The organism is Asticcacaulis sp. SL142 (assembly GCF_026625745.1).
Taxonomy (GTDB): domain Bacteria; phylum Pseudomonadota; class Alphaproteobacteria; order Caulobacterales; family Caulobacteraceae; genus Asticcacaulis.
This window is the reverse complement of record NZ_CP113061.1, coordinates 1,461,639-1,475,379: the sequence shown is the minus strand read 5'-3', so window position 1 is coordinate 1,475,379 and position 13,741 is coordinate 1,461,639. Positions and strand designations below refer to the sequence as shown.

The window sequence follows — 13,741 nt, the reverse complement described above, 5'->3', positions numbered from 1 at the left end:
GGTCGTTGGGGAGTATATCCGCTTATGACCGTCATGTGGGGCAATAAGATTTCACGATTGTAACATAACCAATGCCACGGGTCAGGATACACTTCGCGCCAGCAGTTTCTGGATATCCTCCGGCGTCAGTATCCGCCACTGACCGGGCTTAAGGTCACCCAAGGTCAGCTCACCCATGCGGGCGCGGTGCAGGGTCTCAACATGGTTGCCGACGGCAGCGAACATGCGCCGCACCTGATGATAGCGGCCCTCATAGAGGGTCAGGCGGGCGGTTTTTTCGCCGGTAACCTCAAGGAAAGCGGGTTTAAGCGGCTCTTTTTCGGCTTCCAGCAACAGGGTGCCGGATTCGAATATAGCCCCTTCATGGCCATTGAGCGGACGGGCCAGTGTGACCTCATAGACCTTGGGGACATGGTTTTTGGGCGAGATGATCCGGTGCAGGAAATCGCCGTCATCGGTAAACAGCAACAACCCCGACGTATTGGCATCCAGCCGTCCGATGGTCGATAGCACCGGCTTACGCTCACCAAAGCGGGCAGGTAGCAACTCATAGACCAACTGGCCGGTGTCCTTGGTCGAGCAGACATAGCCGGTCGGTTTATGCATCAAAAGCACCACGCCATGATCCGGATCAAGCGGGCGGCCTTTGTAGCGGACATAGCTATGGGCGATTTTGGCGTCGTCGCTCAGGTGGCCACCCTCGGCATCGGTGAACACGCCCATGCGGATCAGCTTTTGCACATCCTTGCGCGAGCCATAGCCCAGATTGGCCAGATGTTTGACGAGACGCATTAGGACCTGCGCCTTAAGGTTTCGCCTTTGAAGAGCGTGCTTTTCGGCTCGGCAGTTTCATGTCTCCGCGGTTTTTTCTTAGCTGAAGTCTCGCTCTGTGTAGAGGCTTCAAACACCTTATACGCCCCGTCATCGGCCAGAATCTTGACGACCTTGAACGCGGTTTTCAGGGTGTCTTCATAGGGCAAATGCCGGTTGGCGACCATGTAGAACGCGCCCTTGGGCTTAAGCGCTGCCGCGGCTGAGCGGATAAACGCCTTGCCCAGATCGTGCTTATCGGCGCGGTCGATATGGAACGGCGGGTTGGAGACGATAAAATCAAACTCGCCGCCTATCCCAGAGGTGACATCCTGCCAGTGGTAATCCACGGCCAAGCCTGTGAGGTTCTGACGCGCCAAGTCTAGCGCGCGCTGTTCGGCCTCAAACACCTCCATTTTGGTGGTTGCCGCATTACGGGCCATGATCTCTGCGGTCAGGTAGCCAAAGCCTGCCCCCAGATCCGCGCCGTGACCGCTCAATGGCGGCAGGTTTTGCACCAGAAGCTTTGAGCCCGCATCGATCCGATCCCAGGCAAACAGGCCGGGTCGGCTCAGGAACCGACCGCCTTCGATCGGGCGCACGGCGTCCAGTTTTGACCAGGCTTCAATCAGGTCGCGATTGAGTTTACCGGCGTTTATCTGCGCCCAGAATACGCGGCATTTGTGTTTCGACAGGTTGGAGATATCACCGGTCAAGGCCTTAAGGTCGCCCTCAACCGTCTTAGCGCCTTCCAGATTGGATACTGACGCCATGACAATGCCGCCGTCAGCCGTGGACGTAACCGCGCGGGCCAGCAGGGCACGGTATTCGTCACGCTGACGCGGTGGCAGGACGAGGGTGAGGGGGTATAGTGCGTCATCATCTTCGGGGCGGGCGCTGAAGCCCTGCTGCGTCAGGGCCTCCAGCGCCGGTTTGAAGGTTTGTTCGCACACAAGCTGCGCGCGGTAATCGCGCAAGGCCAAACCTGACCGCGCCCGCAGGAACAAAGCTTTGCCGTCCGCAGGCAGATCAATCAGGCCGTCATTAAGCGGCAGGGCGAGAGTATCTAAAACAGGATCGTGCATCATGGGCGCGCTATCGCACAGGATGCCACAAATTAATAGCCCGGATTAGTGGCCAAGATATCTCTGAGGCTTATGGTAGGTCATCATGACCGTGCTCATGGCCGCGGCGCTGATGACCGAATAGAGCAGGTTCATCGGGCTGACCACAAAGACGGACGCCGTCATGATCAGGGCATCGCACACCGCTTGAGTTTTACCCGCATTGATGCCGCGTGTCTTTTGCAGATAAAGCGACAATACGCCGGTGCCGCCCGCCCCGGCACCATGCCGGGCCAGCGCTAAAATCCCCATGCCGATAATTGTCCCGCCAAAGATCGAGGCAAAAATCGGATTAAGGTGTGCTGGCGTAAACAGGTGTGGAAACAGGGCGGCCATCGCCATAATGGCGATATTGACCACGATCGTTTTGACCGTAAAGCGCCAGCCCATGGTCACAAACGCAAATACAAAAAATGGCACATTGATAAGATTGAACAAAAGGCCGACGGGCAAAGGCACCAGATAGGACACCAAAAGCGCAATCCCGGCCACGCCGCCGGTCACCAGCCCCGCCGTCTTAAGCAGCACCAGCCCCAGCGCTATGAACGAGCAGCCAATGGCGAAGGCATAGATATCTTCAAACAGGGTATGTTTGGCCTGCGCTTTCAGTTCCTGATCATCCAGGATGGCCGATGACCGGGATAAATTTTTCGGCAAAAGGGAGCGAAGGCTGAGGGTCATATCGTGACGCGCTTATATTTAGGTGAGTTGTTGCGCAGAATGATAGTTTCAAACGATATTTTTTCAAGCGCCATAACCGTTAGCATGGCAATAAAAAAGGCCGCTCCCGAAGGTGCGGCCTTTTCAAAACATTTCCAGCTTTGCTGGCAAGGCCGACTGGCTGCCCGAGTTAACGAGGAGCCATGCGGCGCTTGAGCTAAAAAAGCTAAAAGCTTATGCGTTTTCCAGCTTCTCAGCCGACATCTTGCCGGACTTAGGATCGCGAGCCAGCTCGTAAGACAGCTTTTGACCTTCGTTAAGGCTGCGGAAACCCGCGCGCTCAACGGCCGAGATGTGAACGAAGATGTCGTTCGAACCGTCTTCAGGGGCGATAAAACCGTAACCCTTGGTGGCGTTGAACCATTTTACTGTGCCTGTGCTCATGACGAACCCTTTCAATGACAGTGTGTATACGCACATCCGCAAAATCGCGTCGTGCCTCGCTCGTTTCGATAATTGAATGGAAGTTCGCCGATACGGTTTTTAAAAAAACCGCAAAAACAAATTAGCAGACAAGTATAGATCGAATGTCCCTTGTATAGCTTTAAATCCATAAGGTCAAATTAATAAGCGATGTGGTTTTTTATCTATTTGTCATTGGTCACAAAAAAGCACGAACGGCAAAGGCCGTCCGCGCTTTTTTGTTCAACAGATTCAGTAGGCTTACAAAGCGGCCAGCGCTTTTTCGACCACGGCCTCTTTGGTGATGCCAAATTGTTTATAGAGCACATCCTGCGGTGCGGAGGCCCCAAACGAGGTCATGCCGACAAAAATACCGTCCTTACCGATAAACTTTTCCCAACCCAATGACACAGCCGCTTCGACCGCGACATTGACCGAAGTGGTGCCGATGACCGAGGCTTTGTAGGCGTCGTCTTGGGCGTCGAACAGTTCCCAGCACGGGGTCGAGACGACGCGGGTCGCAACACCTTGGGCCTCAAGCTCTTTCTGGGCGGCGATGGCGACCGAGACTTCGGTGCCGGACGCGAAGATCGAGACTTTAGCTTCCGAAGACGCGGAACGGATCTCATAAGCGCCCTTGGCCGACAGGTTGTCGCCGCTCTCGCGGGCGGCGGGCACCTTTTGACGCGACAGAACCATCAGCGACGGCGTGCTGGTCGATTTCAGCGCGGCTTTCCAGCATTCGGCGGCTTCGACCACATCGGCCGGGCGGAATACCAGCAGGTTCGGCATGGCGCGGAACGACGCCAGATGCTCGACCGGCTGGTGGGTCGGACCGTCTTCACCAACACCGATGGAATCGTGGGTCAGGACGTTGATGGTGCGGATGCCCATCAGCGCGCCGAGACGGATGGCCGGACGGCTATAGTCAGAAAACACAAAGAAGGTGCCGGAATAGGGGATGACCCCGCCGTGCAGCGCCATGCCGTTCATGGCCGCCGACATGCCGAATTCGCGTACGCCATAGTGGACATAGCGGCCGCCGTAGTTTTCGGTATCAAACGCCGTCATGCCCTTGACGAAGGTGTTGTTGGAGCCGGTCAGGTCGGCCGAGCCGCCGACCATGTCATCAATGTGTGGCACCAGTTGCGCCAAAGCGGCACCGGACGCTGAGCGGGTGGCGTCGGCGGGTTTGATCTCAAGGGCTTGCTTGATGTGGGTATCGAGCGCGTCAAAGGCGTTGGCGGGCAGTTCACCGTTCATGGCGCGTTTGAAGTCGGCGGCGTGGGCGTGGCTTTTCAGCTTGGCGTCCCAGTCCTTGCGTGGACGAGCGGCCTTGCGCGCAGCAGCTTCCCAGGCCTTTTTGATTGGCGATGGCACGGTGAAGGCCTCAGCCTCCCAGCCCATCGCCTTGCGCGCCAGTTCGATGTCGGAATCAAACAGAGTATAGCCGTGGGAATGCGGATCGCCTTCCTTGGGGCCGGCACCTTTGGAAATCTTGGTCTTGCAAGCGATCATGACCGGCTTAGATTGTTGCGTCGCCCAACGCAGGGCGGCGGCGATCTTACCGTGATCATGGCCGTCAACGGCCTTAACGGCCCAGCCGGCAGCTTTAAAGCGCGCCAGTTGGTCGCCGGTTTCGGCAATGGTCGCCACACCGTCGATGGTGACATTGTTGTCGTCCCACAGCACGATCAGCTTATTGAGTTTCAGCCGCCCGGCCAGCGAGATGGCTTCGTGCGACACGCCTTCCATCAGGCAGCCGTCGCCAGCAATGACCCAGGTCTTATGGTCAACCAGATCGTCGCCAAAACGGGCGTTCAGATGACGCTCCGCCATCGCCATCCCGACGGCAGTGGCCAGACCCTGACCCAGCGGGCCGGTGGTGGTTTCAATGCCCGCCGTGTGGCCATATTCCGGGTGGCCGGGGGTAGCTGAGCCCCACTGGCGGAAGTTTTTGATATCGTCCATCGACACCGACTTAAAGCCGGTCAGGTGCAGCAGCGAATAGATCAGCATCGAGCCGTGACCTGCCGACAGAACAAAGCGGTCACGGTCGGCCCAGTCCGGGGCCTTCGGGTCATATTTCAGAAACTTGGTCCATAGGACGGTCGCCACATCGGCCATGCCCATCGGCATGCCCTGATGGCCCGACTTGGCGCGGTGTACCGCTTCCATCGACAGGACGCGCACGGCATCGGCCATGACGGTCGGTGAGGGCTTGGCGGTCAGGGTGCTTAGGATATCTGAAGACATGGGCGGGTCTCGGCAGGGTTAAAAGCGCATCCTCAAAAGTGTTGAGCGGTTTTGGGATAAGATGCGCGTGACTATAAATGACGTGAATCCGCAGGCGGATTAATGGTTTGTCGCTGCCTTTAACCCATGCGGACAGGGATGGGTATAGCTTCTTTTGAAAAAATACGTCTTTTCGTTTAGACTCTTTAGGCCATTATCGGTTATGTAAAGTGTTTTCAGAGGCATATGGCCCCAAAGTTCAGACAAGACTTCAGACGAGAGTTCAGGTGATGGATAATCCTCTTACCCCCCCACAGGCAGGACAGCCCGGTTCGATGCTGACGGGCGCTGTTGAGCGGCTGGATAAGGCCTTGCTGGCGGTGGAGCACCGTTTGAGTATGCTGCAACACGGTGATGTGTCGTATCCAGCGGACGGGGTTCTACCCGATGCTATGCTTTCAAAAGAGCTGGAAGAGACCAAGGCGCGCGAAAAAGCCGTGACCGATGCCGCCAATGGCGCGTTTGAGGCGCTCGGCGAAGCGACGGCGTCCATTCGTAAAATTCTTAAGGATGCCGAAGATAAAGACGGGGAGGCTGCCTGATGGCTGAGGTCACGGTTCGCGTCAACAATAAGCCCTATACGGTTGGCTGCGCTGACGGTCAGGAAGGCCGCGTTCAGGAACTGGCGCGGTTGTTTGATGAACATGTCGAAATGGTTGTGGGCGATGTCGGCTCGATCGGGGAGGTGCGCCTGTTTCTGATGGCGGCATTGCTGATGATCGATGAAATGCAGGACCTTAAGGTGCAATTAGAAGAACAACAATCAGCCACGGCGCGTATGTCGGCGGGGGCCCACGAAATGGAACGCCGCGCCGCTTTTGCGATCACCGATGCGGCCGAACGGTTGGAAAAGCTGGTTGCGGATAAGGCATAAAATAAAGACCGCCCCCTGCGGACAGGGGGCGGTCTTTTTGTCTTACTTTCCCTGCACGTTAAGCGTCCGTTCCGGCAAGGTGACGGTGACCGATTGCCCGGCATCGGTGGCGGATTTCGCCAGCGAGACCTTGTAATCACCGGCGGCGATCTTCCAGGTCTTGGACGGCGTATCATAAGACCCCAGCAGACGTGGATCGACCGTGACGGTCAGCGTCTTTGACGAACCCGGTGTCAGGCTGACCTTATCCCAGCCGCCAAGGCGTTTCGGGGCTTCCCACTTAGCGGTCGTGGGCGAGACATAGACCTGCGGTACATCGGCAGCCTCAGTCTTACCGGTATTGGTAACGGTGAACGATACGCTCAATTTACCGTTCGCATCCGAAGCCTTCAAATCAGAATAGGCAAAGGTCGAATAGCTCAAGCCGTGGCCAAAGGCGAACAGCGGCTCATGACCCTTAAGGTCGAACCACTTATAACCGATGGCGGCCCCTTCGATGTCGTAGTTCACATCGACACGCAGGTCAGGCTTTGAGTTGTCACCGTCAAGCTTGGGGCGCGGCAACTGGCTGAGCGACGCCGGGAAAGTCACCGGCAGGCGTCCCGACGGTGAGATTTCGCCAGTCAGGACGCGCGCAAGGGCCGTGCCGCCGCTGGAGCCGGGATACCAGGCCTCAACCACCGCGCCGACCTTGGACAGCCACGGCATGAATACCGGCCCGCCGGTTTGCAGCACGACCACGGTTTTCTTATTGGCGCGGGCCACCGCATCGATCAGGGCGTCACCGCCGTGATCGAGCTTTAGCTCGGCATCGAACGATTCCCCCGTCCACTGGGAGCCGAACACGATGACCACGTCGGCCCCGCGAGCTGCACGGGCGGCGGCCTTGATGTCCTTGCCGTCATGGTAGACGACCTCGGCTTTTGTGTGCGCCTTGATCCCGGCCAGAGGGGCATCGGGATAATAGGTGATCGGGCCGGGAAACTCATTGGCGTATTTCGAGGTATCCGGCACAGCGTTTCCGCCGAGGCCATAGACCTGAGACGAGCCGCCGCCCGACAGCACGCCCTTATCAGCATGGCCACCGATGACGACGACCTTCTTGGCGGTGGCGGCGATCGGCAGCAGATTGCGCTCGTTCTTCAGTAGCACGATCCCGCCTTCGGCATCGGCCTGAGTGACCTTGGCATGGGCGGCGAAGTCAATATTGGCGTCGGCGACTTTGGTCTGGTCTATCGGTTTATCGAACAGGCCGGTCGAGACCATGGCCCAAAGGATGCGGCGCGCCATGTCATCGAGGCGCTCAGGCTTCACAAAGCCATTATCGACGGCTTCTTTGAGCGGTCCGGCGAAATAGTTGGATTTATCGAATGGGTAACCGGATTGCTGATCAAGGCCGGCATTGGCGGCCGGAATAGTCGAATGGGTCGCACCCCAGTCCGACATGACATAGCCCTTATAGTTCCAGTCGGTTTTCAGGACTTCGGTCAAAAGGTACGGGTGTTCGCAGGCATAGACGCCGTTATAGCGGTTATAGGCGCACATGACCGAGGCTGGATTGCCGACTTCGATGGCAAACTGGAACGCCAGCAGGTCGGACTCGCGCGCGGCCTTATCGGACATATTGGCCGACAGGGTGAAGCGGTTGGTTTCCTGAGCATTGGCGGAATAATGTTTGACGGTCGAGATGATGTTGTTCGACTGAATGCCACGGATCTGCTCACCGACCATGATCCCGGCCAGCAGCGGATCTTCGCCGCCATATTCGAAATTACGGCCATTGCGCGGCTCCCGCACCAGATTGACGCCGCCCGCCAGTTGCACATTAAAGCCCGACAGGCGCGCTTCCTTGCCGATCATCGCCCCGCCTTTGAAGGCCAGATCGCGGTCCCAGGTCGCGGCGGTCAGCATCCCCGACGGCAGGACGGTACGCAGACGCGGCTTTGGCCCGCGTTGGGAGGCGACGCCGACACCGGCATCGGTCAGCCACTGATGCGGGATGCCCAGACGCGGCACGCCGTACACAAACCCGGCGGATTGATGCAGGCTTTCCTTCGGCGGGCTCCAGTTCAGGCCATTGATGTCGCCGCGCGTATTGAGCCAGGCACCGTCCGACGCGAAATGGCCAAACACCAGGGTCAGCTTTTCGGCCTGCGTCATTTCTTTCAGGATTTGCTCGACGCGGGCGTCAGCGCTTTGGTTGGCATTGAGCCACGGTTTTTGCGCCGGTTCGGCCAGTGCCGCAGGGGCGGGCGTCTGGGCGTGCGCGGGCAGGGTGAAGCTTAAGGTCGCCGCTGAGGCCAGCAGGGCCAGTTTAATGGAAATTCGCATGTGTTTCGCGTCCCTTGTAGATCGTCAGATGTGATCAGTGTCGGCATTATTATTTTGGTTGGTGAAAGTCATAAAACGGGATTGCGTGTCTGTGAAGTCATAATTTATGACATCGATGTCTTTTTTACTGACTTGCGGCCCCAAACATTGTCCCGGAATGGACGTTATCGCTACCATTTCGGGACACAAAATATAAAAATCCGCACTCTTGCCGATGCGGGCCCAAGGCCTTACATTGATCAGTGGCGGGTCTTGCTGCGGTTCACGTCAGTGATCACCTAATCCTTCTGACCTTAATCTCTTAGAACGGGGGCTGTCCCTGACTGAGACCGTGGTCTCTATCACATGGCTCCCACCTGACTAGTCAGGTCCTGAGTGGATTTAAACGCTTCGCAACGGATCTCGCGGCGCCGCCACACCGAGACATCATTGAAAAGTTATGAGGCTTACGCCTCAAATACTTTTCAATGTATTCAGCAAGGAGAAAAATTTTCTTGAGGCGGCTCTGCGAAAATTTTTCAGTTTTTAGAACCATGCTTGCGTGGAGCACGCACGCATGATGACAGATAAATCCCTATTACGTACGGAGATGAAATCCCACCGGGCGGTGCTGGCTCAGGCCGATCCGACCGCCGGTGACCGGCTGACCCAGATGGCCGATATCGATGCGGCGGGGGTCGTTGCCGGTTATTGGCCCATTCAGTCCGAATTGTCACCCTTACCCCTCATGCAAAAACTGTCAGAGCAAGGCTGCATGCTGGCCCTGCCGTGCCTGATTCCGGCGGAGGGCGGTGGCTATGTCATGGCCTTTCGCCGCTTTGAGTTGGGTGATCATCTGGAACTCGGCCCTTACGGTATCAGCCAGCCCGACGCCGATAAGCCCATGATCCTGCCCGATGTCGTGCTGGTGCCGCTTTTGGCCTTTGATCGCAGGGGCGGGCGGCTGGGCTATGGTGGCGGATTTTACGACCGCGCTTTGGACTTTCTTAAATCGCAAAAAGAGATTAAAGCGTGGGGCATTGGCTTTGCGGGGCAGGAACTCGACGAAGTTCCCCTTGAACCCCATGATCAGCGCCTTGACCTCATCCTGACGGAAGCCGGTGCGATCCATAGATAAGGTAATCGCATGCGCTTTGCGTTTTTCGGAGACGTTGTTGGTAAATCTGGCCGGGATGGTCTGACGCAACACCTGCCGATGATCCGCAAAAAACTGGGGCTGGAATTCGTCATCGTCAATGCCGAAAACGCTGCCTCAGGCTTTGGCATTACCGAAAATACGGCGCGTGAATTGTTTGAAGCCGGGGCCGATTGCCTGACGCTCGGCAACCATTCCTGGGATCAGAAAGAGGCTCTGACCTATATTGTGCGTGAGCCGCGCCTGATCCGACCCAACAACTATCCGCGTCTGGCCGATGCGCCGGGGCGAGGGGCCAACCTGTTTCAGACCGAAAGCGGCAAATCCATTCTGGTCGTCAATCTGCTCGGCCTCGTCCACATGGCGTCCATGGACGATCCGTTCGCCAGCGCTGACAAAGAGCTTGAGGCCTGCCCGCTGGGTGTGGCCGCCGATGCCATCGTTATCGATATGCACTGCGAAGCCACCTCTGAGAAAATGGCGATGGGCCATTTCTGCGATGGGCGGGCGTCGCTGGTGGTCGGCACCCATACCCATGTCCCGACAGCGGACGCGCAAATCCTGCCCGGCGGTACAGCCTACCAGACCGATGCCGGGGCCTGCGCTGACTACGACAGCGTCATAGGCAACGACAAGGAAGAACCGCTGCGCCGGTTCACGACTCGGATTTCGCGCGACCGCTATCGGCCGGCCTCAGGCCCGGCGACCGTGTGCGGTGTGTTTGTTGAAACCGACGATAAAACCGGCCTTGCGGTGCGCGTCGAGCCTATCCGTTTCGGTGGACGCCTCAAGCCGACCTTGCCAGAGGTTTAGGTTTTGGTTTAGAAGCGACACAAACCAACCTTCGATATTGAGAACACAAAAAATGTATTTGGCGGCTACGCCGAAACTTTTTTGTGAGAAAGACATTTATGGCCGGCCATAGTAAATTCAAAAACATCATGCACAAAAAAGGGCGCGCCGACGCTGTGCGCTCAAAGCTGTTTTCCAAGCTGTCGCGCGACATTACCGTGGCCGCCAAATCGGGTATGCCTGACCCGGCGATGAACCCGCGCCTGAGATTGGCCGTCAACAACGCCAAGGCCGAGTCCATGCCCAAGGACAATATCGACCGCGCCATCAAAAAAGGGGCTGCGGGCGATGCGGATACCTTAGAAGACGTGCGCTACGAAGGCTTTGGCCCCGCCGGTATCGGCATCATTGTCGAAGCCCTGACCGATAACCGCAACCGCACCGGCGGCAATGTCCGCTCGTTCTTTAGCAAATACGGCGGAAATCTGGGTGAATCTAATTCGGTCAGCTTCATGTGGGATCGTCTGGGGCAGATCGAATATCCGCTTAAGGCCGGAACGGCTGACGCCATTATGGAAGCCGCGATCGAAGCCGGGGCCGCTGATGTCGAAACCGACGAAGACCCGGAAGAGGGTGGCCACCTGATCTACACGGCTTACGAAGACCTGAACGCGGTGACTGAGGCCATGTCCAAGGTCTTGGGCGACCCGAAATCGACCAAGTTCATCTGGAAGCCGCAAACCCTGTCGCCGATTTCGGGCGATCAGGCGCGTACTCTGATGAAGCTGCTCGATGCCCTTAATGACGATGATGACGTGCAAAACGTCTATGCTAACTTCGATATTTCTGACGAAGAGATGGAGGCGCTGGGTCTGTAAGGCCTTAAGCGTATGAAATGGCAAAGGGCGCGAAGGGTGACTTTCGCGCCCTTTTAAGCGGAATGTTTGAAGCAATCATTTCGCTCAAGCCGCCACCCCGGCGGCGGCCAAGGTGGCGCAGCCGCCGCCGGGCGAGGGCTAATATTGAATCCTATCAGAAATTTATGTGCATTCGTCCACAATGTCGCTTGTATCAGGAGTGGACGCAATGCGCATATATGTAGGGATAGTGGTAATAGCAGCGGCGGGCCTGACCGGGTGCGTGTCGACCTATGCCAGCGATCCGGTCATGGGCGCGGGTGCCGCCGCTGTCGGTGAACCGCAGGCGTTTAGCGTCACGATGTTCGATCATCCCGATGAGACCGCACCCATGCTGGCCGTTCACCACAGCCCGGCCGTGGCGGGCAGGTAACGCCCGACGCCATTATAGTATTGTCAGGATTCAAGGCTTTGAATGGCTTGTGAAATGTGCAATTATGCGGCGTTAACCATATTTCGGGGGATGTGATGCGTGTGAAGTTGATTATCGCGGTGTTGGGAGCGGGCGCTATGCTGTCGGGCTGCGTAAGCACCTACACGTCGCCGGTCGCTGTGTTGTCGACGGGCGAGCAAGCTGGTCGCTGCGTACGTAAAACGGACGGCAAGAAGGCGCCGCAGATCATGACCTATGACTCCGACAGCCGCACCGAAACCCATGCCTCCAATGAGGGCGATGAGTACAAGTACTCGGTGCAAAATAAGCCGCATCGCACCGCTGTGGGCGTCAAAGGCGGCACCGACAAAGGCGCTGATTTCGACGTTTGCCGCGAAGACGGCTATTAAGCATTACCGGCTTTGATTCATAACAAAAAGGCCCGAACCATTGGTTCGGGCCTTTTTGTTATGAATTTGCGACCTAGTTCGTGGCGCGGATTGGGTCAGCCACATAGTTGGATGGCGTGTAGCCGTTTTCGGCCAGAGATGCCGGGACCTTGGGCCAGAAATCATCAAACAGTTGCAGTATGGCAGAGCGGCGGCTTTCGGCGACGTCTTCCGGGCCTTCTGGGCCGGAAACATAGACCGGGCCGCCCGGTACTTCAAATTCAGACCCCTTATACCACGGCGTGCAGGTGCGCACCGACGGATCAAGATCGCCCCATTTCAGATGGCGGCAACCTTCCGGGTCGGCATCGATCATATTGTCAACGGCGCGGATTTTCGCCCCGTCCTTGGCCAACATACCGGCGGTACGCACCAGAGCGATCTTGTTGCCGCCGATAAAGGCTTCGCCGCGGGTGACATCGATGCCGATTTCGCGGGCCATGACGAAGTTGTTCAAAATACGGACGCGATCCAGATCTGAGACTATGGCGTGCTCGGTATTTTCAAACAGCGAGTTTGAGATCAAACCTTCGCCCACCCCTTCGATGTGCAGACCTTGCGCGAAATTCAGCACCTGCAGCCGATTGAGGCTGATAATGCTCTTATAGGTCGACAAGGTGATATCGATGGCGCGAGCATTCTGGCCGCGCTCAAAGCCATGCCAGTCGGCCAGTTGAATGAAGGTGATGCCCTCCAGACGGCTGTCGCCGACCAGATTGGCTTTCAGGCCATGATAGGTGGTGGCGATGTAGCTGTTCTGGCTGAACAGTTCGGCATTGCGAATGCTCAGAGCTGCCGTCAGCGTGCGGGCCACCAATGTCGAATCGACCAGATTGAACCGGCCCGCATCAATATCAACCGCCGGGGCGTCGCCGTCATAGCGCACCTGCGATTGCTCAAGCGTCAGTTCCTTACCCGACGAAGAGATGCAGGAGGTGTTATCACCGCGTTGTGACGACAGGCTGATGTTGCGCAGGACCACCAGATCGGCGCTCGGTTCAATCCGGATACAGGGTGAGCCGTGGCGGGCGACAATCGCCGGAATACGGTCGTTGGTCGAAACCCCTTCGAGAATAATGGATTTTTCCAGACGCAGCGACATCACGCACGAACGGGTCTTCGAGATAAAGCGCACCTTGGAATAGGACGGCAGTTTTTCGATCTGACGCTCAATCCACGCATCCGGGCGGTTCGGATCGGCACGGTAGGTATCGCAATTGACCGTAATCGTGCGTGGGCTGCCGTAGTAGCCGTACTTGGAGCGATACGGATAATAGCCATGCCCGTAGCCCCCGCAGGAGCGAAGTCTGGGATCAAGCAGCACACCAAAGCACGGGCGGGTCAGGGCTTCGACCTTGGCGGCATTGTAACCCATCGGCATTTGCGCCGAAGCGACATCGCGGGTGACCGCGCCGGACGCCAGCCAGACGCAACCCAGCGCTAACGCCCCGGAGACAGCACCGAGCGCAGGTTTCGCCAGTTTGTTCATCGCTTTACGCATCCACATGGTCATCATCCT

Annotated in this window: 14 protein-coding genes; 7 read left to right on the top strand and 7 right to left on the bottom strand. The window is 57.4% G+C overall.

The window, feature by feature from the left end; translation table 11 throughout:
- Window positions 1–81: 81 nt before the first annotated feature.
- The 5 genes from OVA03_RS06760 to tkt form a co-directional block, all read right to left on the bottom strand.
- A complete protein-coding gene (locus OVA03_RS06760) occupies window positions 82–792 on the bottom strand; it encodes a pseudouridine synthase (protein WP_267527372.1) in 711 nt (236 codons plus the stop codon).
- Complete coding sequence (locus OVA03_RS06755) at window positions 792–1,898, bottom strand: class I SAM-dependent methyltransferase (protein WP_267527371.1); 1,107 nt, start codon at window positions 1,896–1,898, stop codon at window positions 792–794. Before OVA03_RS06755 ends, OVA03_RS06760 begins: the two co-directional genes overlap by 1 nt.
- Before the next feature lie 42 nt (window positions 1,899–1,940).
- Complete coding sequence (locus OVA03_RS06750) at window positions 1,941–2,615, bottom strand: YitT family protein (RefSeq protein ID WP_267527370.1); 675 nt, start codon at window positions 2,613–2,615, stop codon at window positions 1,941–1,943.
- Window positions 2,616–2,828: 213 nt separating this feature from the next.
- A complete protein-coding gene (locus OVA03_RS06745; protein ID WP_189485683.1) occupies window positions 2,829–3,038 on the bottom strand; it encodes a cold-shock protein in 210 nt (69 codons plus the stop codon).
- Between the two features lie 279 nt (window positions 3,039–3,317).
- Window positions 3,318–5,261, bottom strand: coding sequence for a transketolase (gene tkt, locus OVA03_RS06740; RefSeq protein WP_267527686.1), 1,944 nt, complete (start codon window positions 5,259–5,261; stop codon window positions 3,318–3,320).
- A gap of 320 nt (window positions 5,262–5,581) precedes the next feature.
- On the opposite strand from tkt, the gene OVA03_RS06735 reads away from it, so the two are divergent.
- Window positions 5,582–5,893: a hypothetical protein gene (locus OVA03_RS06735; protein WP_267527369.1), complete on the top strand. Its 312-nt coding sequence runs from the start codon at window positions 5,582–5,584 to the stop codon at window positions 5,891–5,893.
- Window positions 5,893–6,225, top strand: coding sequence for a cell division protein ZapA (locus OVA03_RS06730; RefSeq protein ID WP_189485686.1), 333 nt, complete (start codon window positions 5,893–5,895; stop codon window positions 6,223–6,225). The genes OVA03_RS06735 and OVA03_RS06730 overlap by 1 nt, the downstream gene beginning before the upstream one ends.
- A 42-nt stretch (window positions 6,226–6,267) precedes the next feature.
- Here the strand turns inward: OVA03_RS06730 and OVA03_RS06725 are convergent, their stop codons facing one another.
- Entirely contained in the window at window positions 6,268–8,556 is a 2,289-nt protein-coding gene (locus tag OVA03_RS06725; RefSeq protein WP_267527368.1) for a beta-glucosidase family protein, read from the bottom strand.
- A gap of 556 nt (window positions 8,557–9,112) precedes the next feature.
- Here OVA03_RS06725 and OVA03_RS06720 point away from each other — a divergent pair.
- The 5 genes from OVA03_RS06720 (at window position 9,113) to OVA03_RS06700 (ending at window position 12,183) form a co-directional block, all read left to right on the top strand.
- Window positions 9,113–9,673, top strand: coding sequence for a 5-formyltetrahydrofolate cyclo-ligase (locus OVA03_RS06720; protein ID WP_267527367.1), 561 nt, complete (start codon window positions 9,113–9,115; stop codon window positions 9,671–9,673).
- Between the two features lie 9 nt (window positions 9,674–9,682).
- A complete protein-coding gene (locus OVA03_RS06715; protein WP_189485689.1) occupies window positions 9,683–10,504 on the top strand; it encodes a TIGR00282 family metallophosphoesterase in 822 nt (273 codons plus the stop codon).
- 98 nt (window positions 10,505–10,602) lie between these two features.
- Entirely contained in the window at window positions 10,603–11,361 is a 759-nt protein-coding gene (locus OVA03_RS06710; RefSeq protein ID WP_267527366.1) for a YebC/PmpR family DNA-binding transcriptional regulator, read from the top strand.
- Window positions 11,362–11,569: 208 nt separating this feature from the next.
- The gene (locus OVA03_RS06705; RefSeq protein ID WP_267527365.1) at window positions 11,570–11,773 is read left to right on the top strand and encodes a hypothetical protein; all 204 of its coding nucleotides are present in this window, start codon (window positions 11,570–11,572) and stop codon (window positions 11,771–11,773) included.
- A 95-nt stretch (window positions 11,774–11,868) separates the two neighbouring features.
- On the top strand, window positions 11,869–12,183 hold the full coding sequence (locus OVA03_RS06700; protein ID WP_267527364.1) for a hypothetical protein: 315 nt from the start codon (window positions 11,869–11,871) through the stop codon (window positions 12,181–12,183).
- Window positions 12,184–12,256: 73 nt separating this feature from the next.
- Here the strand turns inward: OVA03_RS06700 and OVA03_RS06695 are convergent, their stop codons facing one another.
- Window positions 12,257–13,729 carry a hypothetical protein gene (locus OVA03_RS06695; RefSeq protein WP_267527363.1) on the bottom strand — a complete coding sequence of 491 codons (1,473 nt, stop codon included), beginning with the start codon at window positions 13,727–13,729 and terminating at the stop codon, window positions 12,257–12,259.
- Window positions 13,730–13,741 lie beyond the last annotated feature (12 nt).